The sequence below is a fragment of the Pseudomonas lactucae genome (genome assembly GCF_036688725.1).
Lineage (GTDB): Bacteria > Pseudomonadota > Gammaproteobacteria > Pseudomonadales > Pseudomonadaceae > Aquipseudomonas > Aquipseudomonas lactucae.
The window spans coordinates 77,142-102,271 of the sequence record NZ_JAQQPT010000016.1 but is presented as its reverse complement, the minus strand read 5'-3'; the positions used below and the strand labels follow the sequence as shown (position 1 = coordinate 102,271).

The window sequence follows — 25,130 nt, the reverse complement described above, 5'->3', positions numbered from 1 at the left end:
GGGAGAGACCCATGAACCGCAGCCTGCTTTTCAAACTTGGCGCGATTGCGCTGCTGATTTTGCTGTTGCTGATTCCGTTGCTGATGATCAACGGCATCATCAGCGACCGTCAGCAACTGCGCGACGGCGTACTGATGGACATCGCCCGCAGCGCAAGTTTCGCCCAGCGCCTGACCGGGCCGGTGATGGTGGTGCCGTATCGCAAGACCGTGCGTGAGTGGAAGCTCAATGAAAAGCTCAACAAGCGCTACGAGGTCACGCGTGAAGAACGCGGTCGCCTGTACTTCCTGCCGGACCGTTTTGAACTCGACGGCAAGGTGCAGACCGAACTGCGTGCACGGGGCATTTACCAGGCGCGGTTGTTTCATGCCGATAACCGCATCACGGGGCGTTTCGAACTGCCGGCGCAGTTGGGGATCACCGAAGACTTTGCCGACTACCGTTTTGAGCCGGCCTTTCTGGCGGTGGGCATCAGCGATATTCGCGGCATTGAAAACTCACTGAAACTCGAGCTGGGCAGCCAGCGGCTGGAGTTCTCGCCGGGCTCTCAAGTGGATTGGCTGGGCGAGGGCGTGCACGTGGCGCTGCCCGAGCAGGACAGCAAAAAACCGGCCGTGGTGGACTTCGCCTTCGACCTGCGCCTGCAAGGGACCGAGCAACTGCAAGTGGTGCCGGTGGGCAAGACCAGCCAGGTGTCACTGGCCTCCAACTGGCCGCACCCCAGCTTTATCGGCAACTTCCTGCCGACGCAACGTGAGATCACCGACAAGGGGTTTACGGCCAGCTGGCAGACCTCGTTCTTCTCCACCAACCTCGAACAAGCCCTGCAGACCTGCCTGGACGCGCAAGGCTGTGATGACTTCAACAACCGCAGCTTTGGCGTGAACTTCATCGACCCGGTGGACCAGTACCTCAAGAGCGACCGCGCGATCAAATACGCGCTGCTGTTTATCGCTCTGACCTTTGCCGGTTTCTTCCTGTTCGAGGTGCTCAAGAGCCTGGCGGTGCACCCGATTCAATATGCACTGGTGGGGGTGGCCCTGGCGTTTTTCTACCTGTTGCTGTTGTCGTTGTCCGAGCACCTGGGGTTTGCCTTGGCATACCTGATCTCGGCGAGTGCCTGTGTGTTGCTGATTGGTTTCTACGTGTGCCATGTGCTGCGCAGCGTGGCCCACGGCCTGGGTTTCTCGGCGGGGTTGGCGGCGTTGTATGGCTTGTTGTACGGGCTATTGAGCGCCGAGGACTACGCGTTGCTGATGGGCTCGCTGCTGCTGTTCGGCCTGCTGGGCACGGTGATGGTGCTGACGCGCAAACTGGACTGGTATGGCGTGGGCAAGCGCAAGGAGGTTGAGCCGTTGGTGTTTGATCTGGAGGCGGTGCAATGATTGGGTTGCGCGAGGATCAGCAAGAGAGGTTGCGGTTGGTGGGAAAAATTAACGCGCTATTTCCAGTGTGGCGAGAGGCTGTTGTGGTGAGTGGGGCCAGCCCGCTCACCACGGAAATCGTGTTTCACCGGGCTAAATGGGCGGCTGGGTCTGCTGCATCGAAGGCCGCTGGCTGACCTCGGCGTACCAGGCGGCAAGCTGTGGGTTGGCCAACCGCCAGTGCATGTCCGGATGGCGGAAGTCCAGGTAGCCCAAGGCGCACGCCACGCTGATGGCGGCGATGTCGAAGTGGCTGGTCAGTTCGGCGATGGCGTCCTGCTCCAGCTCGGCGAGGGTGCGGTTGATCTTGTTGCGCTGCTCGTCGAGCCACTGATCCCAGTGCTTTTGCGCCGGGCGCAGGGCGGTTTCGTAACGCACCAGCACGGCGGCGTCCATGATGCCGTCGGCCATCGAGGCCAGGGTCAGACGGCGCCAGCGCGCCGAGCCGTCACGGGGGATCAGCGGGTTACCGACGTGCTGGTGGTCGAAGTAATCGAGGATCACCCGGCTGTCGTGCAGCACCGTGCCGTCGGCCAGGCGCAGGGCGGGGATCTTGCCCACGGGGTTGCCTTGCACCACCTGGGCGTCCGGACTCACCGGGGTCGGCGTGCACGCATGCAGGGCCACACGGTCCTGCTGGCCGGTTTCGAGCAGCAGCACGCGGACTTTGCGCACAAACGGTGACGCGGGGTTGTGGAACAAGGTCATGCTGGGCGCGGACATAGGCATTCCTCAAAAATGGGCTGTGGCTAGCCTAGAGGGTTGCCGCGTGGCTGGCGAGGGGGATTGAGGTTGTTTTTGAGGGCCTCATCGGGAGCAGCCGCGCCGCTTGAACAACCCCCAAACGCCTATCACAGCAGGCACGCCCAGGCCCACCCAACTGAGCGAATCCCATAGCCCATCCCCCAGCAGCGCGGCAAACAACCCGGTGGCACTCAGCACGCCAATTCCCAGCGGCAGGCCAAACACCTTCCAGAAGTTCGACTGGCGCGGCTTCATGCCTTGCCCGCCTTGCGCCGCACGATCCACAGGTAAACGCCACTGCCGAGTACGATGATGGTCAGCCCATCCAGCAGCGCCCACAGGATCTTCATCGGCATGCCGCCGTAGTCGCCAAAGTGCAGCGGCTGGGACAGGCCCATGGCGTCCATGTACCACGGCCGTTCGGCGATGGCGGTGACGGCCAGGGTGCTGGCGTCGATCAGCACCGGGGTGAGCAAGTGCGACGTCAGGTGGGTGCTGCCTTTCATGAACACCGCATAGTGATGCTCGCTGGAAAAGCGCGTGCCGGGGAAGGCAATGAAGTCCGGCTGCATGCCGGGCGCGGCCTTGGCGGCGATGCTCAGCAAGTCGCTGGCCGGTGCGCGTTGGGTCAGCGGCGGGGCGTGTGCGTAGGGCTCGATCATGACGCTCAGGCTGTCCTGGCGCCAGGCGGCGATGATCAGGTCGGCGCAGGCGCTGATCACGCCGGTCACGCCGACCACCAACGCCCAGGTCAGCGTGACCACGCCGATCAGGTTATGCAGGTCGAGCCAGCGCAGGCGGGTGGACTTGTCCTGGCGCACAGTGGCGAACTTCAACCGGCGCATGAACGGCAGGTACAGCACCGTGCCGGAGATGATCGCGACCACGAACAGAATGCCCATGAACGCCAACAGCAACTTGCCCGGCAGCCCGGCAAACATGTCCACGTGCAGGCGCAGCAGGAACAGGGTGAAGCCGCCGTTGGCCGACGGCATTTCCACCGACTCACCGGTGCGTGCATCGAGCATGAAGGTGTGGGACGCATTCGGCTCGGTACCGGCGGTGGCGGCCATGATCGCGATCACGCCGTGCTTGTCGTCCTCATCCCAGGCCAGGTACTGCAAGGCTTCGCCGGGGCGATGGGCCTGGGCCTTGTCAACCAGTTGCTCAAGGTTGAGCGTCGGCGTGTCGTTGGGCATCTGCGCCAGTTTCGGCTCGTTGCCCAGCAGGTGGTCGATCTCGTGGTGAAACACCAGCGGTAGGCCGGTGAGGGCGAGCAACAGCAGGAACACCGTGCAGACCAGGCTGGTCCAGGTATGGACAAAGGACCAGCGGCGGATGGTTTTGCTTTTCATGTTCTAGCCTTGGCCATTTACCACTGGTAGGTGGCGCTGGCGACGACGCTGCGTTGGTCGCCGAAGTAGCAGTAGTTGCCATCGCAGGTGGACAGGTAGTCCTTGTTGAACAGGTTGGTGGCGTTCACTTTCACCGACGCGCCCTTCAGGCTGTTGTCGAGGCGGCCGAGGTCGTAATGCACTGCGCCATCGAACACCGTGTAGGCATTGGCCTTGCCCAGCCAGGTGTTGGCCTGGTCGCCGTAGGTATTGCCGGTGTAGCGGGCGCCGAAGCCGATGCCGAAGCCGTCGAGGATGCCGCTGTGCCAGGTGTAGTCGGTCCACAGCGAGGCTTGTTGGTTGGGCATCAGTTGCAGGCGGTTGCCTTGGTTGATGCCTTTTTGCACCTCGGACTTGGCCAGGGTGTACGCGGCGATGACCTTGAGGTTGTCGGTCACGTCGGACACCGCTTCCAGTTCCAGGCCTTTGACTTTCACTTCGCCGGTCTGGCTGTTGATTTGCTGGCCCCCTGGGCCGATGGTGGTCACCTGCACGTTCTTCTGGGTCAGGTCGTAGACCGCCGCGCTCAGCAGCGTATTGGAGCCGGGCGGCTGGTACTTGACGCCCATTTCCCATTGCTTGCCTTCGGTCGGTTTAAACGTGGTGAGCGCGTTTGTATCGGCATTGCTCGCCGGTTGGAACGACTCGGCATAGGACAAGTAGGGCACGAAGCCCGAGTCGAACACATAGCTGAGCGCCGCGTTGCCACTGAAGTGTTTGATGCGGTCAGTGTTGGTCGCATCGCTGTCGTTGAAGTAGGTAGTGCCCTGATGCACCCAGTCTTCCCGGCCGCCCAACGTCAAACGCCAGTTATCCAGGGCCATCTGGTCCTGTACGTAGAGGCCGGTCTGCACGGTTTTCTGGTTGTAGTCATAAAAAGGCCGGACATTGCTCGGGCGCAGGGTCGGCTGGGTGTTGATCGGGTTGAAGATATTGATGCCCGATGCAGTACCGAATATCGCCCGATAGGACGTGTCGGTACGCTGGTGATCCAGGCCCAGCAGCAGCGTGTGCAGGATGTCGCCGGTCGCGAAGTCAGCCTGGAAGTGGTTATCCACCGCAAACTGGCCGATGTCTTCGTCAACGTTGGTGGTCGAGCGGCTGATATTGCCCGCCGCGTCCGCCGGGGAGAACGCGTAGGAACCCACGGTCAACTGTTGGAACGACAGGTCCGACTTGGTATAGCGCAGGTTCTGCTTGAACTGCCACGTCTCGTTGAAGCGATGCTCGAAGGCATAGCCCAGCGCGTAGTAGGTGCGGTCGTAATATTCGTAGTCCGGGTCGCCCAGGTTCTTGTGATGGGAGATATCTCCCAATGGCGATTTGATCTTGGTGCCCTGGATCGGCAGGAACTGGCTGGTGGTGCCGGTATCGTCGCGGGTGAACTGCGACAGGAAGGTCAGCTGGGTATCAGGGTCGATATTCCAGGTCAGGCTGGGCGCGATGTTGTAGCGCTTGTTGTCGATGTGATCGACCTGGGTGCCGGCATCACGCACCACGCCGCTGAGGCCATAGAGGAACCGGCCCTCATCGTCGAGCTTGCCGGTGCTGGCAAAGTTGATCTGGCGATAGTTGTCGCTGCCGTATTGCACCTGGATGGCACTGCTCTGCTCGGCGCTGGGACGGCGGCTGACCATGTCCAACAGGCCGCCCGGCGGGGTCTGGCCGTACACCGACGAGGCCGGGCCACGCAGCAGGGCGAGGCGGTCGAGGTTCCAGGTTTCGGCTTTCGGGTTGGCGTACACACCGCGCGGCAGTGGCAGGCCGTCGAGGAACTGAGTGGGTTCGAAGCCGCGTACGCGCATCCAGTCATAACGGGTATCGCTGCCGTAGCTGGCGGAGACGATGCCGGGCATGTATTTCACCGCGTCATCCAGGTTCTGCACGTTGCGGTCCTGCATCTGCTCGCGGGTGGCGATGGAGATCGAGCGCGGCGCTTCGACCAGCGCGGTGTCGGTCTTGGTGCCGGCGGCGGTGCGTTTGGCCAGGTAGCCCTCGACCGGGCCCCAGGCACTTTCATCGCTGCCCTGGCTGGTGATATTGGTGGTGGGCAACGCCAGCGCACCTTCCGGCACCGCCACCAGGGTAAACGTCCCGGCGCTGCTCTGTTCCAGCTGCAACCCGGTGCCACGCAGTGCCTCGCGCAGCGCGCCCTGTGCATCGAACTGGCCCTGGACCGGTGCCGACGTCTTGCCCGACGCCAGCGCCGGGTTGAGGGTCAGTGCCAGGCCGGCCTGGCTGGCGATCTGGTTCAGCGTGGACGCCAGGGGCGCCGCCGGCAGGTTGTAGGCGCGCACGGTCGAGGCTTGTTCGGCGGCGAACAGCGCGGGGCTTGCCAGCGGGGCGCTGAGGGCGATGGCCACGGCTAACAGGCTGGGGCGCAACAAGGTATCTAGCGTGCGGGACATGGGCGGCTCCTGAATGGAAATATTTCTCAATTGCTTAGGTGCCGAACGAGAATTGGAAAGTGATAGGGCGGGGGAAACTATTTTTTTGTGGTGTGCTTGAGGGCCTCATCGGGGGCAAACCCAGGCACTGGAAAACCTAGGGCTTACCTTTAACCACCACCCACCACGGCGTGTGCTGCTCGATCCGCACCGGTAGGGTCGGCAGCAGGGCGTTGAGGGCCAGGGTGGTGTCGTGCAGCGGGAAGCTGCCGGTGATGCGCAGGTCGGCCACGCTTTTATCCACCCCCAGGTAACCGCTGCGGTAACGGCTGAGTTCCTCGACCACATCGCCCAGGCGGGCGTTGTCGACCACCAGCATGCCGCGGGTCCAGGCGTCGGTGGCGGGGGGGACCGCAAGCGCAGGGCCGAGGCCGTCGCTGCGCATCAGTACCTGTTGGCCTTCCTTGAACACCTGTTCCTGATGCAGCGCTTGCGGCTGCGCCGCCACCGCCGATTGCAGCACGCTCAAGCGCGTGGCGTCGTCTTCGCGCTTGACGATAAACCGCGTGCCCAGCGGCCGCAGGCTGCCATCGCGGGTCTGCACGTAAAACGGGCGCGCATCGTTGTGGCCGGTTTGGACGAGGATCTCGCCTTCCTGCAACACGATCAGCCGGCGTTTCTCATCGAAGCGCACGTCGATGGCGCTGTGGGTATTGAGGTTGATCTGCGTGCCATCAGCCAGTTTCAGCGTGCGCTGCTCGCCGGTGGCGGTGCGCTGGTCGGCCAGCCAATAGTGGATCGGCACGTAGCGTTCGCCGGCAAACAAGGCCAGACCGCACACCAACGCGATACTCGCCAGCCCGCTGCCGAGCTTGCGCACGCGTTGGCGAAGGCCTTCACGCGATTGCAACAACGCCGCCCGCGCCGGGCCCGAGGCGGCACTGAAACGCTGGTCGAGCATGCCCAGCTGGCGCCAGGCACGGGCGTGTTCTTCGTCGCTGGCCAGCCATTTGCTGAACTCTTCGCGCTCCACCGCGCTGCCGTCCCCCGAGTCGAGGGACAGCTGCCAGGCAATCGCGGCATCCAGCACGCGGGCCGACACGGGTTTGGCGCTGATGGCGCTCACGCCGGTTGGCCATACAGCGCGATATAGCACTGGCGAATGCCCTGGGCCAGGTACTGGCGCACACGGGGCACCGATACACCCAGGCGTTGGGCGATTTCGGCGTGGCCCAGGCCGTCGAGACGGCTATACAGGAAGGCGGCGCGGGCCTTGCTCGACAGCTTGCCGAGCAGGCGGTCGATGGCCTTGAGGTCTTCGAGGATCAGGTGCTGTGCTTCCGGCGAGGGATGTTCGCTTTCCGGGATCAGCATCAACTCGGTGAGGTAGGCCTGCTCCAGCGCCGCGCGCCGGAAATAGTCGAACAGCAGGCCTTTGGCGATTGCCACCAGGAACGCCCTTGGCTCGCGGGGTGCGCGCAGCTCGTCACGGCCGAGCAGGCGCATGAATGTGTCCTGGCTCAGGTCCTCGGCGCGGCTCGGGCAGGCCACATTGCGCCGCAGCCAGGCCAGCAGCCAGCCACGATGGTCGCGATACAACGCGCCAACAAGCTCACTGTGTGGGGTCTGGACCGACGACAAGGCATCACCGAATAAACAAGAGGTTTAAACTAACGAGAATTATTCGCGATTGTGTCAGAGGCGTGGGGAGGGCGCAATTGGCGTCTGTCGGGAGATGAGATTAAAACGATGGCGCTTGTTTACGCCGTTTCCATTGGCTCAAACGTGTTTGCAGCGCGTGCGGTGTGTCGATGTGCTGCTGGCGCGCGCGGCTGAACAGGATGAGCATCAGCTCGGCCGTGGCCAGGGCATCGGCGCTGGCGTGATGGCGTTCGCCCACCTGCAGCTTGAAGTGATTGATCCAATCGTCCAGCCCGGCTTCGCGGATATGCGCCTCGGGGCATAGCAGCGGGGCGATGTCGGCCACATCCAGGAACGGATGAGCCAGGCGATAACCCAGGCTGTCCTTGAGTGCGCGACCGAGCATGTGCTGATCGAACGGTGCATGGAAGGCCAGCAGTGGGCTGTCGCCGACGAACTCCATAAAGTCCAGCAAGGCCTCGACCGGATCACTGCCGGCGGCGATGGCGCTGGGGCCCAGGCCGTGGATCAGCACGCTGGGGCTGAGTTTTGTGTCGGTGCGTTGCAAGGTGCGTTCGAACAACTGGGAAAAATCCACCGCACCGTCCTCGATCACCACCGCGCCGATGGACAGCACCTGGTCGCGGTTGAGGTTCAGACCGCTGGTTTCCAGGTCCACCACCACCCAGCGCTGGGTGCGCAGCGAGCTGTCGCCCAGTGCCGCAGGGTTGGGCAGTTGTTCCAGGCGCCGTTGTTGCGCCGCGTCCAGGCGCGGTTTGGCGGCGCGCCACCAACCGAACAGGCTCACAGTTGATACCGCAGGGTCAGGCTGCTTTGCAGGCGCTGGGCCTGGCGCAGGGATTCGCGCAGGATGCGTCGGTCCAGATGATTAAGGCTGTCGGGGTCGACGCGGTTGGAATACGGCTGGTTCTCGCGGGTTTGCAACTGGTGCTGCTGCATGCGGGTTTGCTGGATAAAGTGATACGCCTCTTCATAGGCGGCGCCGTCCAGCGGTTCGATGACTTCCTTGACTACCAACTGGCGTAAGCGCTCCAGGGTGTTGTTGGCATGGATGCCATTGGCCAGGGCCAGCAGGCGCGCGCCATCCACGAACGGAGTGAGGCCCTGAACCTTGAGGTCCAGCGTGGCTTTTTCGCTGCCTTTGCGAGTCAGCACGAATTCGCGAAAACGCCCCACCGGTGGGCGTTGGCGCAAGGCGTTCTCAGCGAGCATGCGCTGGAACAACCGGTTGTCCGCGACCTGGTCCAAGATACCTTGGCGCAATTGCTCGCAACCCTGCTCGTCGCCCCATACCACGCGCAGGTCAAAATAAATGCTCGAGCCGAGCAGGTTCTCCGGCGTCGCTTCGCGGATAAACGCCGCGAAGCGCCGCGCCCATTCAGCCCGCGACAGGCATAGTTCCGGGTTGCCGGCCATGATGTTGCCCTTGCACAGGCTGAACCCGCACAGCGCCAGGCTCTGGTTGATCTGCTGCGCCAGGGGCAGCAGGCGCCCGCGAATCTCGGCGGCTTCCACCGCGTCCTTGGCTTCGAACAGAATGCCGTTGTCCTGGTCGGTGTACAGCGTTTGCTCGCGACGGCCTTCGCTGCCGAAACACAACCAACTGAACGGCACCCCTGGGTCGCCTTTTTCGGCAATGCTCAGCTCGATCACTCGGCACACGGTGTGGTCGTTGAGCAGGGTAATGATGTGGGTAATCTGGGTGGACGATGCTCCGTGGGCCAGCATTCGCTCCACCAACTGGCCGATCTCGCCACGCAGCGCCACCAGGTTGTCCACCCGCGGCGCGTTGCGGATAGTGCGGGCCAGGTGCACCAGGTCGACGCGTTGCAGGGAAAACAAGTCGCGCTCGGACACCACGCCACACAGGCGCTGGTCCCTGACCAGGCACACATGGGCGATATGCCGCTCGGTCATGGCGATGGCGGCATCGAACGCGCTGTGATCGGGGGTCAAAAAGAACGGTGCCTGGGTCATATGCGCGTCGATGGGCTGGCTGAAATCGCTGGTGCCGTCGGCCACCACCTGGCGAAGGTCGCGCAAGGTGAAAATCCCCAGGGGCGCCTTGTGCTCATCGACGATCACGATGCTGCCCACCTGCTGTTCGTGCATCAGCGTCACCGCTTCACGCAGCGGTGTGTCCGGGTTGCACGTGACCGGATGGCGCATGGCCAATTCGCCCAGGCGGGTGTTCAAGGAATACTGCGTGCCGAGGGTTTCCACGGCTTTTTGCTGCACCTGCTGGTTGACCTGATCCAGCAGGCTGCTGACGCCCCGCAGGGCAAAGTCGCGAAATGGGCTGGAGAGGGCGAACAGCTTGATGAAAGCCGGTTTGTTCAGTTGCAGGCAAAAGGTGTCTTCGGCGGCCTTGTGCTCGGTGCGCGTGGCCCGCTCACCGAGCAGCGCCGCGAGGGGAAAGCACTCGCCCGTGGTGATCTCGAAGGTGGCGTGTTCCGAATCCGGTCGCTCGCCCACCACCCGACCCTGTTTGACCACATAGAAGTGCTCCACCGGTCCGCCCGACGGTTTGAGAATGCTCTCGCCGGGGCCATAGAAGCGCAACTGGCATTGCTCCACCAGGAACGCCAGGTGTGCCTGTTCCATCTGGTTGAACGGTGGGAAGCGTTGCAGGAATTGCAGGGTGCCGTGGATGTTCTGCAACACGGCGGTTTTACCCGCCTGCGTGAAAGCATCAGCTTTACTCATAACAGTGACCGCAGTTTTTTTGTCGTTATCGTCCTGCATGGTCGACTCCCGGGCGCTGGGTGCCCATTGGACGTAAGTCTAGGTCGATGAAAAAACGCTAAAACTAGGGAAAAACCTTACAAGGCTATCGTCCAAACCCCGTAGAACGCCCACTAGGCAAACTTTCCGACGAAGTGCACATTGAACACCCTTCCGCAGATGTCTGACGAGTGCTGGGAGTGATAAGAACTGTTGAGAACCGTATGTCCGACCACGATATTTTGAGTGATGCCGAGCGCGAGGCGCTGAGCGCCGTGATGCTGGAGCCTGATTTACCGCCCCAACGTGTGTTGATTGTCGATGACGACAAGGACGCACGTGAGCTGCTGGCGGAGATCCTGGGGCTGGACGGTATTCGCTGCATGACCGCTGACAGTGGGGAGACGGCGTGGGAATTATTGTTGAAGCCCAGCAGCTCCATCGGTTTGCTGATCACCGACTTGCGCATGGCGCCGAGCAATGGTCTGGAGTTGATTCGTCGGGTGCGTGAGTCCACCCGCGCCGCACTACCGATCATCATTATGTCCGGAGATGCCGAGGCGCCGGATGTGATCGCTGCGATGCACCTAAGCGTGGTGGATTTTTTGCTCAAGCCGATTGATAGCGCGAAGTTGGCGAAGTTGGTGAAGCGGGAGCTGGGGATGGTGCAGTAGGCGCCGTTCGTCGGGACTGTCAGTTCTGACAGTTGGCGGAGAGGGGGCTGGATGTTCACTTAAGTCGAAGGTGCTGGTTCAGTACCGTGCCCAACGACCTGTGAACAGGAGCATTTCGAAATGAAAGTAACAGATGCTGATTTTCCCGAGCCGGATTCTTTAGAAAAGAGAAACGGTAAGGCAGAGTTTAGCTATAAGCACCAAAATGCCGATTACAAGTTTTCTACGGATAGAGTGACGATATGGCTGAGTCTAGCCGTGATAAGTCACGACAACGGCGACGGTGAGGTGGTCGGTATTAGCTGGAGTTTTCCACATGCACTTCGACCAGGGGACAACAGTTATCAGCTCATAGATTTCAAAAGAATCACATTTGAAGTAGCTGGGTCAGAATATACAGTGCCTCGTTCGGGGGTTATGAGTGTCAACGTCAAGGAATCTGGTGATGGACAAACGGCGGATATTAATGGAACGGTAACAGGTGCAAGGATCAGCAACGGTGTTGACGAAGTTGTTTTCAGTGGATCCTTTTCGGCAACCTATCCCTGACTTGGTTCGCCGCACAAAAAAGCCCTGATCTTGCGATCAGGGCTTTTTTGTATCTGTTGGAGCAAGCTTGCTCACGAAGAATATACAATCGCCGCGTTTATCCAGGATGCCCGCAGTATCGTCGACATTTTTCGCGAGCAAGCTCGCTCCTACAATGACAGGCCGTTTTTAGCCTTGAATTCCCGACGCCTGCGGTGCAACACCGGCTCGGTATAGCCATTGGGCTGTTTGGTCCCTTCAATCACCAGCTCCACCGCGGCCTGGAAGGCGATGTTGCTGTCGAAATCCGGTGCCAGTGGGCGGTACAGCGCGTCGCCGGCGTTCTGACGGTCCACCACCGGCGCCATGCGCTTGAGGCTTTCCATCACCTGGGCTTCGTTGACGATGCCGTGGCGCAACCAGTTGGCGATGTGCTGGCTGGAAATGCGCAGGGTGGCGCGGTCTTCCATCAGGCCGACATCGTTGATGTCCGGCACTTTCGAGCAACCCACACCCTGGTCGATCCAGCGCACCACATAACCGAGGATGCCCTGGGCGTTGTTGTCCAGCTCGTTGCGGATCTCTTCCTCGGACCAATCGGTGTTGCTGGCCAGGGGGATAGTGAGGATGTCATCCACCGAGGCGCGTTCGCGCTTGGCCAGTTCGGCCTGGCGCGCGAACACGTCGACCTTGTGGTAGTGCAGCGCGTGCAGCGCGGCAGCAGTCGGTGACGGTACCCAGGCGGTGTTGGCGCCGGCCAGCGGGTGGGCGATTTTCTGTTCGAGCATCGCCGCCATCAGGTCGGGCATCGCCCACATGCCTTTACCAATCTGTGCACGGCCTTGCAGACCGGTGCTCAAGCCGATATCGACGTTCCAGTTTTCGTAGGCGCCGATCCACTTCTCAGACTTCATGGCGGCCTTGCGCACCATCGCGCCGGCTTCCATGGAGGTGTGGATTTCGTCGCCGGTGCGGTCGAGGAAACCGGTGTTGATGAACACCACGCGCTCGCTGGCCGCCTTGATGCAGGCTTTGAGGTTGACCGTGGTGCGGCGCTCCTCGTCCATGATCCCGACCTTGAGCGTGTTGCGCGGCAGGTTCAGCACGTCTTCGATGCGCCCGAACAGCTCGTTGGTGAACGCGGCTTCTTCGGGGCCGTGCATCTTCGGCTTGACGATGTACACCGAGCCGGTGCGGCTGTTCTTGCGGCTGCTGTTGCCATTGAGGCTGTGGATCGCCGCGAGGCTGGTAAGCAGGCCGTCGAGAATACCTTCCGGGACTTCGTTGCCGTCTTTATCGAGGATCGCGTCGATGGTCATCAAATGGCCGACGTTACGCACGAACAACAGCGAGCGGCCGTGCAGCGTCACGTCCTGGCCATCCAGACCGGTGTAGACACGGTCGGGGTTCATGGTGCGGGTGAACGTCTTGCCGCCCTTGGCCACTTCTTCGGCCAGGTCGCCCTTCATCAGGCCGAGCCAGTTGCGGTAGATCACCACTTTGTCGTCGGCGTCCACGGCGGCCACGGAGTCTTCGCAGTCCATGATGGTGGTGAGCGCGGCTTCCATCAGTATGTCTTTGACCCCGGCGGCGTCGGTCTGGCCGACCGGGGTGCTGGCGTCGATCTGGAGTTCGAAGTGCAGGCCGTTGTGTTTGAACAGGATCGCAATCGGCTCGGCAGCAGGGCCCTGGAAGCCGATCAACTGGGCGTCGTCACGCAGGCCGCTGTTGCTGCCGCCCTTGAGGCTGACGATCAGCATGCCGTCGACGATCTTGTAACCGGTGGAGTCGACATGGCTGCCAGCGCTGAGCGGTGCGGCTTCGTCGAGGAAGGCGCGTGCGAAGGCGATAACCTTGTCGCCTCGCACCTTGTTATAACCCTTGCCCTTTTCGGCGCCGTCGGCTTCGCTGATGGCGTCGGTGCCATACAGCGCGTCATACAGCGAGCCCCACCGCGCATTGGAGGCGTTGAGGGCGAAGCGGGCGTTCATCACCGGTACCACCAGTTGCGGGCCGGCCATGCGCGCGATTTCGTCGTCGACGTTTTGGGTCGAGGCGAGGAAATCCGCAGCTTCTGGCAGCAGGTATCCGATGTCTTGCAGGAAGGCCTTGTAGGCCGCCGGGTCATGGGCCTGGCTCGCGTGGGTCTGGTGCCAGGTATCGATCCGCGCCTGGAAATCGTCGCGTTTGGCGAGCAGGGCTTTGTTCTTTGGGGCCAGGTCATGGATGACCTTGTCGGCGCCGGCCCAGAATTGGTCGGCAGTGATGCCGCTACCGGGAATGGCTTCGTTGTTCACGAAGTCGAACAGGACTTTGGCGACCTGCAGGCCACCGACTTGAACGTGTTCAGTCATCTCTTGCCTCACTCTGCGGAGCTTATGCGCTGTTTCAGATTTTCATTATGTAGTGCTCGGTTGGGCATACTACATGATGGCTTGCGGTTGTGAAAATTAGACTAAATACGTCGTTTAGCGACCCACTTTGGTCGTACGGTCACAGCGGAGAACCGGATGTTCTCAAAAAACTATTCGATTGTTCCAGATAAATATAAAAATGGTACACGATTTGTGTTCGTGGGCCCTCGGGTCCACCTTGTAGATTGAATTCCAGAGGGCTTCGCCATGGACCATCTTGTACTCACAATTATCGCCGCCGACAAACCCGGCCTGGTTGAACGTATCGCGCAGAACATTGCCGCCCACGGTGGCAACTGGCTGGAAAGCCGCATGGCCCATATGGCCGGGCAGTTCGCCGGGATCCTGCGGGTCAGCGTACCTGCGGAGCACCGTCAGGCGTTGGTGGGGGCGTTGGAGGACTTATCCACACACGGCATTCGCGTGCTGGTGGGTGAGGGGAGTACCGGTCAGGCCCTGGCGTCCAAGCCGATTGTGATGACCTTGGTGGGCAATGACCGCTCGGGCATCGTGCGTGAAATCACGGCGTTGTTGAGCAAGCAGGGGGTGAACCTGGAGCGTTTGAGCACCGATGTGCGGCCGGCACCGATGAGCGGTGATCCGCTGTTCACCGCCGAGGCGCTGCTGCAGGTACCGTCGACGTTGTCCCTGGATAAGTTGCAGGAATGCCTGGAAACCTTGGCCGATGACTTGATGGTAGAGCTGCACAGCGAGGAATAGTCGGCCCGCAAGGTTATGCATGGAAAACTTGCATGGGCCTGTGGATAACCTTGGGGTTGATCTCTGCAAGCCAAGCCGGCTGTGGTTTGCAGAGGTCTGTACGTTATTTGATCAGCGTTTGCGCACGGTCAGCCAGGCATCCACGCTGTAGACCACCAGGCCGGCCCAGATAAAGGCGAAGGCGAGCAGCGTGCTTGGGGCCAGGTGTTCACCGAACAACAAGACGGCCTCCAGCAACACCAGGGTCGGCGCCACGTACTGCAAGAAGCCCAGGGCCGTGTATGGCAAATGCCGCGCGGCGGCATTGAAGCACACCAGCGGGATCAGCGTCACCGGGCCAGCGGCCACCAGCCACCAGGCTTCGGACGTACTCCAGAACTCAAGCTGCGCACTGTGGGCCGTCGGATTGAACAGCAACCACGCAACGGCAATCGGCACCAGCATCCAGGTTTCTACTACCAGGCCCGGCAGGGCCTTGACCGGGGCCTGTTTGCGGATCAGGCCATAGAAGCCAAAGGTCAGCGCCAGCGCCAGCGACACCCACGGCAAGCTGCCGACCTGCCACACCTGCTGCGCCACACCCACGGCGGCCAGCCCCACCGCTACCCATTGCAAACGACGCAGGCGTTCGCCGAGGAGCAGCATGCCGAGCAGCACATTCACCAGCGGGTTGATGTAATAACCCAGGCTCGCTTCAAGCATGCGCCCGGTGTTCACCGACCACACGTAGGTCAGCCAATTGGCCGCAATCAACGATCCGCTCAAGGCCAGAATCGCCAGGCGCCTGGGGTTGTCGCGCAGCTCGCGGAACCAGCCGGGGTGCTTCCACACCATCAACAGCAAACCGCCGAACAGCGCCGACCACAGCACGCGGTGCACGATGATCTCGGCGGCGGGTACGCTGGCGATGGCTTTGAAGTAGAGCGGGAACAAGCCCCAGATGACATAGGCGCTCAGGCCCAGGATGTACCCCTTGCGGGGGTTGGCGGCGTGCATTGCAGAATCCTTGCTCGGGCAGCTGACAAAGGCGTGATTGTAAGGATATTTGTCAGTCCGTGGGACCTGCTTTGTTTCATGTGGGAGGGGGCAAGCCGCCTCCCACGCTAAAAGCCAAAGCGGTCAGAAGAGTTTCAGGGGTTCTTCGTTGAGCGCCGACAGCTGCTCGCGCAACGCCAGCACCTGATCCCCCCAATACCGCTCGCTGCCGAACCACGGAAAGCTGTGCGGAAACGCCGGGTCGTCCCAACGCCGCGCCAGCCAGGCGCTGTAGTGCATCAGGCGCAACGCGCGCAGCGGTTCGATCAGTGCCAGCTCGCGCGGGTCGAAGTCATGGAACTCCTGGTAGCCGTCCATCAGTTCCGACAATTGCCCCAGGCATTCCTGACGATCGCCGGCGAGCATCATCCACAAGTCCTGCACCGCCGGGCCCATGCGGCAGTCGTCCAGGTCGACGATATGGAACATCTCATCACGGCACATCATGTTGCCGGGGTGGCAATCGCCGTGCATGCGGATGTTCTTGTGCGGCGTGGCCTTGTACACCTCTTCCACGCGCTTGAGCAGGTCGCGGGCCACGGACTCGTAGGCCGGCAGCAGGCTCTTGGGAATGAAATTGCCTTCGAGCAGGGTGGTGAGGGAATCGTGGCCGAAGTTTTTTACGCCCAACGCTTCGCGGTGTTCGAACGGGCGGGTGGAGCCCACCGCGTGCAGGCGCCCGAGCAATTGCCCGAGGCGATAGAGCTGATCGAGATTGCCCGGCTCCGGCGCACGGCCGCCCCGCCGGGGAAACAGGGTGAAGCGGAAACCCTGGTGTTCGAACAGGCTTGCGCCGTTGTGGATAAGGGGCGCCACCACCGGCACGTCGCATTCGGCCAGTTCGAAGGTGAAGCGGTGTTCTTCGAGGATCGCCTCGTTGGTCCAGCGCTGGGGACGATAGAACTTGGCGATCAGCGGTTCGGAGTCTTCGATACCCACTTGGTAGACGCGGTTTTCGTAGCTGTTGAGCGCCAGGATGCGAGCATCACTGAGAAAACCGATGCTTTCGACGGCGTCGAGGACCAGGTCGGGGGTAAGTGTTTCAAACGGGTGGGCCATGCGAACTCCTGCGCGCAGCAGGTCGCCGCGTCCGGCCCGGTATGGTAACGCACCGGGCCAGAGATAGGTGGTGGCTGTGCTATTGCCATCGGGAGCAAGCCCCCTCCCACACTTTGATTTGTGAATACATTTCAAATGTGGGGAGGGGGCTTGCCTCCGATGAGGCCCTGTCAGGCGCCGACGACCCCGCCGTCATCCCGCCGAATCGCCATCACCGACGAACGCGGCTTGCCATTGGGCAAATGCTCCGGCCAGGTCGAACCACCGGTTTCGCCCGGATGCTGAATCCCCACGAACAGCGTCTTCTGATCCGGCGAGAAGCTGATTCCCGTGACCTCACACGCCACCGGCCCGACCATGAAGCGGCGGATTTCACCGGTGCTCGGGTCAGCGCAAAGCATCTGGTTGTTGCCCATCCCCGCAAAGTCACCCGCGTTGCTGTAGTCGCCATCGGTGAGGATCCACAGGCGCCCGGCCTTGTCGAAACCCAGGCCGTCGGGGCTGTTGAACATGTTCTGCGGGTTGATGTTGGACGAGCCGCCCTTGGGCTTGCCCGCGTGCACGCCTGGGTTGCCGGCCACCACAAACAGGTCCCAGCTGAAGTCCGCTGCGCCGTGGTCATCGGCATTGGCTTTCCAGCGCAGGATCTGGCCGTAGACGTTCTTCTCCCGTGGGTTGGGGCCGCCCACCGGCTGGCCGTCTTCGCCGCGCTTGGCATTGTTGGTCAGGGTGCAATAGACCTGGCCGTCGGTGGGGCTGACCACTATCCATTCCGGGCGGTCCATGCGCGTGGCTTTGACCACGCTGGCGGCCAGGCGCGCGTGGATCAACACTTCGGCCTGGCTGGCGAAGCCTGTGCTTGCGTCGATGCCGTTTTTGCCATGGGTCAGCTCGATCCACTGGCCTTTGCCCTTTGGATGATCGGCATCGCCGTCGCCCGCGTCGAAGATCGCCACATACAAAGTGCCGTGGTCGAGCAGGTCTTTGTTGGCCTTGGGGTTCTTGTGGTTGATCGTGTCGCGGCTGACGAACTTGTAGATGAACTCACCGCGTTCATCGTCGCCCATGTACACCACGGCGCGGCCGTCGCGGGTTTCGGCCAGCGCCGCGTTCTCGTGCTTGAAGCGGCCCAGGGCAGTGCGCTTGACCGGGGTGGATTGCGGGTCGAACGGGTCGATTTCCACCACCCAGCCATGGCGATTGAGTTCGTTGGGGTTCTTGGCCATGTCGAAGCGCGGGTCGTGCAGGTGCCAGTTGATGTCTTTGCTGGCCGCGACCACGCCGTAGCGTTTCTGCCCGGCATCGAACGCTTGTTGTGGGTTGCTGCTGCCGAAGCAGTCGGTGAAGTTCTCTTCACAGGTCAGGTAAGTGCCCCACGGCGTCTTGCCGTTGGCGCAGTTCTGGAAGGTGCCGAGGACTTTTTTGCCGGTTTTGTCGGCGCTGGTTTTCAGCCGGTCGTGGCCGGCGGCGGGGCCGCTGAGGCGGATCGGCGAGTTGCCATGAATACGCCGGTTGTAGCGCGAGTCCTGGACGAACTGCCAGGTGTCGCCCTTGCGCCGTACTTCGATCACCGACACGCCTTCGCTGGCCTGGGCCTTGTGCACGTCTTCGGCCGATTGCGGCGCGCCGCCGTGGGCGTAGAGGTAACGGTAGTTGGTGTATTCGTTGTTGATCGCCATCAGTGCGCGGTTGTCGTCGCCGGGGAAGGCGAACAGGCTCATGCCATCGTTGTTGTCGCCGAACTGCTGCTCCTGGGCCTTGGCCGTGCCGTTGCCGGACGGGTCGAACGCCGGGGCGTTCTTGTGCAGCGGCTGGCCCCAACTGATCAGCACCGAAGCGCTGTAGCCCGGCGGCAAGGTGAGGGTGTCGCTGGTGGCGGCGGCGATGCTGGTGAAACCCAACAGCGGGCTGGCGGACGCGGCGTTCACGGCCAGGGCGCTGCGGCTGAGCAGGTTGCCGCCCAGGAACATCGCGGCACCGCACAGGGCGCCGGCGCCGATAAAGCGGCGGCGGGTGAGGCCGACCATCTGTTCGAGGTCGGTGGCTTGGTTTTCTTCTAACAGGCTCATCACGGCTCCTTGCGTGCTTTTTGCGAACACCTTAAGCAGCCGCTGTGACGAAATTGTTGCGGTTTGAAGACGGGCGAGGTTTAAACCGGTGTGCCGAGCAGTACATGGCCGGGAGCGAATTGCACTCGGACCGCCACGCCATCGGCGACGCCCATGGACTTGAGTGCGTCAGGCTGGGCCAATGCGCACAAAACCTGGCCATTGGGCAGGACGATGCGCACTTCGCTGGGGCCGTCCTCGGCATCGAGAAGGGTGTCGACGGTGCCTCTCATGCAATTGTGTCCAGGTGTTGCAGTGTCATGAGGCGCGAGCAACTCCAGCCAACCGGCCTTGATCAACGCGACCACTTCAACGCCCGACTCCAGCTCCAGCCGCTGGGTGCTGTCGTGGGTGATGTGGGCATCCAGCGTCAGCCCGCCCGCCAGTTGCAGGCGGATCAGGTCGTTGCGGCCATGGCGTTCAATCGCAATGACCTGGCCGTGTAACTGGTTGCGCGCGCTGGTGCGCAACATCAGGCGACCGAGCAGGTTGAAGTCGCTGGCCGCCTCGTCCGAGCCCAGCACCTGGGCCTGCAGCACTTGCAGGCGCTGGTAGAGACGCAGTACCCGTTCACCTTCGGCCGTGAGCCTGGCACCGCCGCCGCCTTTGCCGCCGACGCTGCGTTCCACCAGGGGTTTTTGCGCCAGATTGTTCAACTCGTCGATGGCATCCCAGGCCGCCTTGTAGCTCAACCCGGCACTCTTGGCGGCGCGGGTGATGGAGCCCTGTTCGGCGATATGCGCGAGCAGGGCGATGCGCTGGGGGCGGCGAACGATATGTTGGCTGAGAGAGGGGGGTAGAGACATGGGCGCACACTGCTGTGGAATAAGTGGACGTTGCGGCTGGCGGGCATGAGAGTCAAGTGCCTGGCTTGGGCGTGCGGGCCAGGCAGTACACGTCGACTTGCCTGGCGCCGGCGTTTATCAACAGGCGCGCCAGGCTGTGGGCGGTGGCGCCAGTGGTGAGCACGTCGTCCACCAACGCGAAGTGACGGTCTTGCACCTGGGCGTCGGCCGCCAGGGCAAACGCGCCGAGCAGGTTGCGTTTGCGGGTCTTGGCGTCGAGCGCTTGCTGCGCCACGGTTTCATGGGGGCGTAATAACAGGTGTTCATCGCAGGCAATGTTCAGGTCGGCGCTGAGCCAGCGCGCCAGCATCAATGCCTGGTTATAGCCGCGTTCGCGCAGGCGTTTGCGCGCCATGGGCACCGGCAGTAATGCGTGCGGGCGGGGCAGTGACGTGTTGTCGAAGCGGTGTTGCAGGTGTTGTCCCAATAAACGCCCCAGCAGATGCCCGAGAGGCCAGCGCGCCTGATGCTTGAAGCGGCTGATGAGGCTGTCGACGGGAAAGCTGTAGGTCCAAGGGGCGACCACCTGTTTAAAGGCCGGTGGTTGCTGCTGGCATTGGCCGCAGACCAGACCGTCCATCGGCAAGGGCAGCGCACAGACCTCGCAGTGCTCCATCAGCCAGGGCAGCTCGGTTTCGCAGGCGTTGCACACCGAATCGGCCGTTTCGGTGGGCTCATCGCAGATTAAACATGTCTGTATGTTTTTTAACCAGATGTAAACTTGGTGTTTGTACTTCGGTTGACAGTGCATGAATCTTCCTTAAATATGCCGAGCATCCGTGTCGTGCCTGTGGGTATTGCCCTTCCCGCAGCGCCAGCCCAAGCATAACCAAGGAATTGCCCATGAGCGCCAGCACCACTGCCACCCTGCGTCACGATTGGTCCCTGGCCGAAGTCAAAGCACTGTTCGTGCAACCGTTCAATGACCTGTTGTTCCAGGCGCAGACTGTGCACCGCGCGCATTTCGACGCCAACCGGGTGCAGGTGTCGACCCTGCTGTCGATCAAGACCGGAGCCTGCCCGGAAGATTGCAAATATTGTCCGCAGTCGGGCCACTACAACACCGGCCTGGAAAAAGAAAAGTTGATGGAGGTGCAGAAGGTCCTCGAAGAGGCCGCCCGCGCCAAAGCCATCGGCTCGACGCGTTTCTGCATGGGCGCGGCCTGGAAGCACCCGTCGGCCAAGGACATGCCCTACGTGCTGCAGATGGTCAAAGGGGTGAAGGCCATGGGCCTGGAAACCTGCATGACCCTCGGTCGTCTCGACCAGGACCAGACCGAAGCGCTGGCCCAAGCCGGCCTCGACTACTACAACCACAACCTCGACACCTCGCCGGAGTTCTACGGCAGCATCATCACTACCCGCACCTACGGCGAGCGCCTGCAAACCCTGGCCTACGTGCGTGAGTCGGGGATGAAGATCTGTTCGGGCGGTATCCTCGGCATGGGCGAGTCCCTCGACGATCGCGCCAACCTGCTGATCCAACTGGCCAACCTGCCGGAGCACCCGGAATCGGTGCCGATCAACATGCTGGTGAAGGTTGCGGGTACGCCGTTGGAAAACGCCGAGGACATCGACCCGTTCGACTTCATCCGCATGCTGGCGGTGGCGCGCATCCTGATGCCGCAATCCCATGTGCGGCTGTCGGCCGGCCGTGAAGCGATGAACGAGCAGATGCAGGCCCTGGCGTTTTTTGCCGGCGCCAACTCAATCTTCTACGGCGACAAACTGTTGACCACGGCCAACCCGCAGGCCGACAAGGACATGCAACTGTTCGCGCGCCTGGGCATCCTGCCGGAAGCCCGTGAAGAGCACGCCGATGAAGTGCACCAGGCGGCGATCGAGCAGGCGTTGGTGGAGCAGAAGAGCAGCGAGCAGTTCTACAACGCTGTCGTTTGATTGAAATGCGCCTCCCACATTGTTGACCGAGTTAATCCTGTTAGTCCGAGGCCTGCATGTCTTTCGATCTCGCCGCGCGCCTCGCTGCCCGCCGTGCCGAACACCTTTACCGTCATCGTCCCCTGCTCCAGAGCCCCCAGGGCCCTGAAGTGGTGGTGGACGGCCAGCCGCTGTTGGCATTTTGCAGCAATGACTACCTGGGCCTGGCCAATCATCCGCAGGTGATCGAAGCCTGGCGCGCCGGTGCATCCCGTTGGGGCGTGGGCGGCGGCGCTTCGCACTTGGTGGTCGGGCACGCCACGCCGCACCATGAACTTGAAGAAGCCCTGGCCGACCTGACCGGTCGCCCGCGTGCGTTGCTGTTTACCACGGGCTACATGGCCAATTTGGGCGCGGTCACGGCATTGGTGGGGCAGGGCGATACGGTGCTGGAAGACCGCCTCAACCATGCCTCGCTGCTGGATGCCGGCTTGCTGTCGGGCGCGCGGTTCAATCGCTATCTGCATAATGACGCGGCCAGCCTGGCCAAGCGCCTGGAGAAAGCCACCGGCAACACCCTGGTGGTCACCGACGGCGTGTTCAGCATGGACGGCGATCTGGCCGACCTGCCCGCGTTGGCCCGAGAAACCAAGGCCAAAGGCGCCTGGTTGATGGTGGACGACGCCCATGGTTTCGGCCCGCTGGGGGCCAACGGCGGTGGGATCGTCGAGCATTTCGGCTTGAGCCAGAAGGACGTGCCGGTATTGGTCGGCACGCTTGGCAAGGCCTTCGGTACCGCCGGCGCGTTCGTGGCCGGCAGTGAAGAGCTGATCGAAAGCCTGATCCAGTTCGCCCGTCCCTACATTTACACCACCAGCCAACCGCCGGCGCTGGCTTGCGCCACGCTGAAAAGCCTGACGCTGTTGCGCACCGAACATTGGCGGCGCGAGCACCTCAATGGGCTGATTCGCCAATTCCGCCAGGGCGCCGAGCAGCTTGGGCTGGAACTGATGGACAGCTTCACACCGATCCAACCGATCCTGGTCGGTGACAGCGCCAGGGCCGTTCGTTTATCCCAGCGGCTACGCGAGCGCGGCCTGATGGTCACCGCGATCCGCCCACCGACCGTGCCCGCCGGCAGTGCCCGCCTGCGCGTGACCTTGACCGCGGCCCATAGCGCGGCGCAGGTGCAGTTATTGTTGAACGCATTGGAAGGGTGTTTGCAGTTGGAGCCCGCCCATGCGTGATCAACTGATACTGCTGCCCGGCTGGGGCCTTGGCATTTCGCCGCTGGAACCGTTGGTCGCCGCCTTGCAAGGCCTGGATGAACACCTGCGGGTGTGCGTGGAGCCGTTGCCCGCACTGGATTCCAGCGACCTGGAGGCATGGCTCGACGAACTCGATGCCACATTGCCGGATAACGCCTGGCTGGGCGGCTGGTCCCTTGGCGGCATGCTGGCTGGCGAGCTGGCGGCACGGCGCGGCGAGCGTTGCCGGGGCCTGCTGACCCTGGCGAGCAACCCGTGTTTTGTCGCCCGTGACGGTTGGCCGAGTGCAATGCCCGGCGAGACCTTCGAGGCGTTCCTCGCCGGTTGCCATGCCGACCCTCGGGTCACCCTCAGGCGCTTCGGACTGTTGTGTGCCAAAGGCGCCGAAGACTCGCGCGGGCTCGGGCGATTGTTGGTCAGTGGTGCGCCAGATACGTCGCCCAACCGGCTGATGGCCGGCCTTGAGCTGCTTGCGCAACTGGATACCCGCGAGGCCTTGCAGGCTTATGGGGGCCCCCAACTGCACCTGTTTGCCGGAATGGACGAGTTGGTGCCCGCCGAAGCGGCCGGCGCGCTGTTGGCTTTGCTGCCCGATGTAGAAGTCGGCCTGATTGAACAGGCCGGTCACGCTTTTCTTCTGGAGGACCCCCACGGTGTGGCGGGTGCCATACAGGCTTTTTTGCATGAGTGTGTTGATGACTGATTTATCCCTCCCCTCATTGCCAGGGGCCTTGCCGGACAAGCGCCTGGTGGCGGCGTCGTTTTCCCGTGCGGCCGCCAGTTATGACAGCGTGGCCCAGTTGCAGCGGGCAGTGGGGCATGAGTTGCTCAATCGCCTGCCAGAAGCCATTTCGCCACATCGCTGGCTGGATCTGGGGTGCGGCACGGGTTATTTCAGCCGTGTACTGGGCGGTTTTTTTCCTGTCGGCCAAGGCGTTGCGCTGGACATTGCCGAGGGTATGCTGGAGCACGCACGGCCGTTGGGTGGTGCCGAACACTTTATCGCCGGCGATGCGGAGCGCTTGCCGCTGAAGGCTGACAGCTTCGAGCTGCTCTTCTCCAGCCTGGCGGTGCAATGGTGTGCGAATTTCGACGCCGTGCTCAGCGAGGCCTTGCGCGTGTTGCAACCGGGCGGGGTATTGGCCTTTGCCAGTTTGTGCGTGGGCACCCTGGATGAACTGCGCGAGAGCTGGCGCGCCGTCGATGGCCTGGTGCACGTCAACCGCTTCCGTACCTTCGAGGCCTACCAGCACTTGTGCGCCGCCAGTGGCTTGCGCGTGGTCAGTCTGGAGCGTCAGGCCCATGTGCTGCATTTCCCGGATGTGCGCAGCCTGACCCACGAATTGAAGGCCCTCGGCGCGCATAATCTGAACCCGGGCCGCCCCGGCGGCTTGACGGGCCGCGCGCGGATTAGCGCACTGGTGCAAGCGTATGAACAGTTGCGCCAGGTCCAGGGCCTGCCGGCGACTTACCAAGTGGTGTATGCCGTATTGGAGAAACCTTTATGAGCGCCGCTTATTTCATCACCGGCACCGACACCGATGTGGGCAAGACCACCATCGCCGCCGGCCTCTTGCATGCCGCGCGTCAAGCCGGCAAAAGCACGGCGGCCGGCAAACCGGTGGCGTCCGGCTGCACGCTCACGCCCAACGGACTGCGCAACGCCGATGCGCTGGCGCTGCTGGCGCAGTGTTCGTTGCCGTTGAGTTATGCCGAGGTCAATCCAGTGGCGTTCGAGCCGGCCATCGCACCGCATTTGGCGGCGCGCGAGGCGGGGGTTGCGCTGACGGTGCAAGCGTTGCTCAAACCCATGCAGCAAATTCTGGCGCACCAGGCGGATTTCACCTTGATCGAAGGCGCCGGCGGCTGGCGCGTGCCCTTGGCGGACCAGGCCAACCTCTCGGACCTGGCCATGGCGCTCAAACTGCCGGTGATCCTGGTGGTGGGGGTGCGCCTGGGCTGCATCAGCCATGCCTTGCTCACCGCCGAAGCCATTGCGCGGGACGGTTTGCCGTTGGCGGGGTGGGTGGCCAATATCATCGACCCCAAGACCTCCCGTCTGGAAGAAAACCTCGCCACCCTCGCTGAGCGGTTGCCCGCGCCATGCCTGGGACGTGTGCCCAAACTCAAGCACGCCGGGGCTGAAGCCGTGGCGCACTACCTGCACCTGGACCGGCTTGACTGATTTTGGCTATCGCTAAGGCATAGTGCCATTAGTGTTTTTGACGGGCATTTGGCCACGATCTCTGCTTCAATCACCGTTCAC

23 protein-coding genes are annotated in these 25,130 nt (G+C 62.4%); 9 read left to right on the top strand and 14 right to left on the bottom strand.

The window, feature by feature from the left end; translation table 11 throughout:
- Positions 1-11: 11 nt before the first annotated feature.
- Positions 12-1,385: a cell envelope integrity protein CreD gene (gene creD / locus V6M90_RS19240; protein WP_003176533.1), complete on the top strand. Its 1,374-nt coding sequence runs from the start codon at positions 12-14 to the stop codon at positions 1,383-1,385.
- 132 nt (positions 1,386-1,517) lie between these two features.
- Here the strand turns inward: creD and V6M90_RS19235 are convergent, their stop codons facing one another.
- From V6M90_RS19235 to V6M90_RS19200, 8 genes are all read right to left on the bottom strand, one after another.
- Positions 1,518-2,147: a glutathione S-transferase N-terminal domain-containing protein gene (locus V6M90_RS19235; RefSeq protein WP_003176532.1), complete on the bottom strand. Its 630-nt coding sequence runs from the start codon at positions 2,145-2,147 to the stop codon at positions 1,518-1,520.
- Between the two features lie 84 nt (positions 2,148-2,231).
- Entirely contained in the window at positions 2,232-2,423 is a 192-nt protein-coding gene (locus tag V6M90_RS19230; protein ID WP_003176531.1) for a hypothetical protein, read from the bottom strand.
- Positions 2,420-3,523: a PepSY-associated TM helix domain-containing protein gene (locus V6M90_RS19225; RefSeq protein WP_141062948.1), complete on the bottom strand. Its 1,104-nt coding sequence runs from the start codon at positions 3,521-3,523 to the stop codon at positions 2,420-2,422. The genes V6M90_RS19230 and V6M90_RS19225 overlap by 4 nt, the downstream gene beginning before the upstream one ends.
- A gap of 17 nt (positions 3,524-3,540) precedes the next feature.
- Positions 3,541-5,970, bottom strand: a complete 2,430-nt coding sequence (locus tag V6M90_RS19220; protein WP_003176529.1) for a TonB-dependent siderophore receptor — start codon at positions 5,968-5,970, stop codon at positions 3,541-3,543.
- A 136-nt stretch (positions 5,971-6,106) separates the two neighbouring features.
- Positions 6,107-7,075 (bottom strand): FecR family protein, encoded by a 969-nt coding sequence (locus tag V6M90_RS19215; RefSeq protein ID WP_003176528.1) that lies wholly within the window; start codon positions 7,073-7,075, stop codon positions 6,107-6,109.
- Positions 7,072-7,590 carry an RNA polymerase sigma factor gene (locus V6M90_RS19210; RefSeq protein ID WP_003176527.1) on the bottom strand — a complete coding sequence of 173 codons (519 nt, stop codon included), beginning with the start codon at positions 7,588-7,590 and terminating at the stop codon, positions 7,072-7,074. The genes V6M90_RS19215 and V6M90_RS19210 overlap by 4 nt, the downstream gene beginning before the upstream one ends.
- Positions 7,591-7,690: 100 nt before the next feature.
- Positions 7,691-8,398 carry a 3'-5' exonuclease gene (locus V6M90_RS19205; protein WP_003176526.1) on the bottom strand — a complete coding sequence of 236 codons (708 nt, stop codon included), beginning with the start codon at positions 8,396-8,398 and terminating at the stop codon, positions 7,691-7,693.
- Positions 8,395-10,317 carry a putative nucleotidyltransferase substrate binding domain-containing protein gene (locus V6M90_RS19200; RefSeq protein WP_042945962.1) on the bottom strand — a complete coding sequence of 641 codons (1,923 nt, stop codon included), beginning with the start codon at positions 10,315-10,317 and terminating at the stop codon, positions 8,395-8,397. Before V6M90_RS19200 ends, V6M90_RS19205 begins: the two co-directional genes overlap by 4 nt.
- Positions 10,318-10,559: 242 nt before the next feature.
- On the opposite strand from V6M90_RS19200, the gene V6M90_RS19195 reads away from it, so the two are divergent.
- A complete protein-coding gene (locus V6M90_RS19195) occupies positions 10,560-11,009 on the top strand; it encodes a response regulator (RefSeq protein WP_332846961.1) in 450 nt (149 codons plus the stop codon).
- A gap of 120 nt (positions 11,010-11,129) precedes the next feature.
- Positions 11,130-11,558, top strand: coding sequence for a hypothetical protein (locus tag V6M90_RS19190; RefSeq protein WP_141062950.1), 429 nt, complete (start codon positions 11,130-11,132; stop codon positions 11,556-11,558).
- Positions 11,559-11,707: 149 nt separating this feature from the next.
- Here V6M90_RS19190 and V6M90_RS19185 read toward each other — a convergent pair whose 3' ends face one another.
- Positions 11,708-13,891, bottom strand: a complete 2,184-nt coding sequence (locus V6M90_RS19185; RefSeq protein ID WP_332846960.1) for a malate synthase G — start codon at positions 13,889-13,891, stop codon at positions 11,708-11,710.
- A 267-nt stretch (positions 13,892-14,158) separates the two neighbouring features.
- Between V6M90_RS19185 and V6M90_RS19180 the strand changes: the two genes are divergently transcribed.
- Positions 14,159-14,671, top strand: a complete 513-nt coding sequence (locus V6M90_RS19180; protein ID WP_141062952.1) for a glycine cleavage system protein R — start codon at positions 14,159-14,161, stop codon at positions 14,669-14,671.
- Positions 14,672-14,782: 111 nt separating this feature from the next.
- Here the strand turns inward: V6M90_RS19180 and rarD are convergent, their stop codons facing one another.
- From rarD to V6M90_RS19155, 5 genes are all read right to left on the bottom strand, one after another.
- Entirely contained in the window at positions 14,783-15,667 is an 885-nt protein-coding gene (gene rarD / locus V6M90_RS19175) for an EamA family transporter RarD (RefSeq protein WP_003176520.1), read from the bottom strand.
- Positions 15,668-15,790: 123 nt separating this feature from the next.
- Positions 15,791-16,765: a serine/threonine protein kinase gene (locus tag V6M90_RS19170; RefSeq protein WP_003176519.1), complete on the bottom strand. Its 975-nt coding sequence runs from the start codon at positions 16,763-16,765 to the stop codon at positions 15,791-15,793.
- Between the two features lie 170 nt (positions 16,766-16,935).
- Entirely contained in the window at positions 16,936-18,834 is a 1,899-nt protein-coding gene (locus tag V6M90_RS19165; RefSeq protein WP_332846959.1) for a PhoX family protein, read from the bottom strand.
- An 80-nt stretch (positions 18,835-18,914) separates the two neighbouring features.
- Positions 18,915-19,679, bottom strand: a complete 765-nt coding sequence (locus V6M90_RS19160) for a TOBE domain-containing protein (RefSeq protein WP_332846958.1) — start codon at positions 19,677-19,679, stop codon at positions 18,915-18,917.
- Between the two features lie 52 nt (positions 19,680-19,731).
- Positions 19,732-20,469, bottom strand: coding sequence for a ComF family protein (locus V6M90_RS19155; protein ID WP_003176516.1), 738 nt, complete (start codon positions 20,467-20,469; stop codon positions 19,732-19,734).
- 92 nt (positions 20,470-20,561) lie between these two features.
- Here V6M90_RS19155 and bioB point away from each other — a divergent pair, with 92 nt between their 5' ends.
- The 5 genes from bioB to bioD are packed head-to-tail and all read left to right on the top strand — an operon-like array spanning position 20,562 to position 25,049.
- Positions 20,562-21,617 (top strand): biotin synthase BioB, encoded by a 1,056-nt coding sequence (bioB, locus tag V6M90_RS19150; protein WP_332846957.1) that lies wholly within the window; start codon positions 20,562-20,564, stop codon positions 21,615-21,617.
- Positions 21,618-21,673: 56 nt separating this feature from the next.
- Positions 21,674-22,843 (top strand): 8-amino-7-oxononanoate synthase, encoded by a 1,170-nt coding sequence (gene bioF / locus V6M90_RS19145; protein WP_332846956.1) that lies wholly within the window; start codon positions 21,674-21,676, stop codon positions 22,841-22,843.
- The gene (locus V6M90_RS19140) at positions 22,836-23,567 is read left to right on the top strand and encodes an alpha/beta fold hydrolase (protein ID WP_332846955.1); all 732 of its coding nucleotides are present in this window, start codon (positions 22,836-22,838) and stop codon (positions 23,565-23,567) included. The genes bioF and V6M90_RS19140 overlap by 8 nt, the downstream gene beginning before the upstream one ends.
- Complete coding sequence (bioC, locus tag V6M90_RS19135; protein ID WP_332846954.1) at positions 23,560-24,372, top strand: malonyl-ACP O-methyltransferase BioC; 813 nt, start codon at positions 23,560-23,562, stop codon at positions 24,370-24,372. Before V6M90_RS19140 ends, bioC begins: the two co-directional genes overlap by 8 nt.
- Entirely contained in the window at positions 24,369-25,049 is a 681-nt protein-coding gene (gene bioD / locus V6M90_RS19130; RefSeq protein WP_332846953.1) for a dethiobiotin synthase, read from the top strand. Before bioC ends, bioD begins: the two co-directional genes overlap by 4 nt.
- The last annotated feature ends 81 nt before the right edge of the window (positions 25,050-25,130 follow it).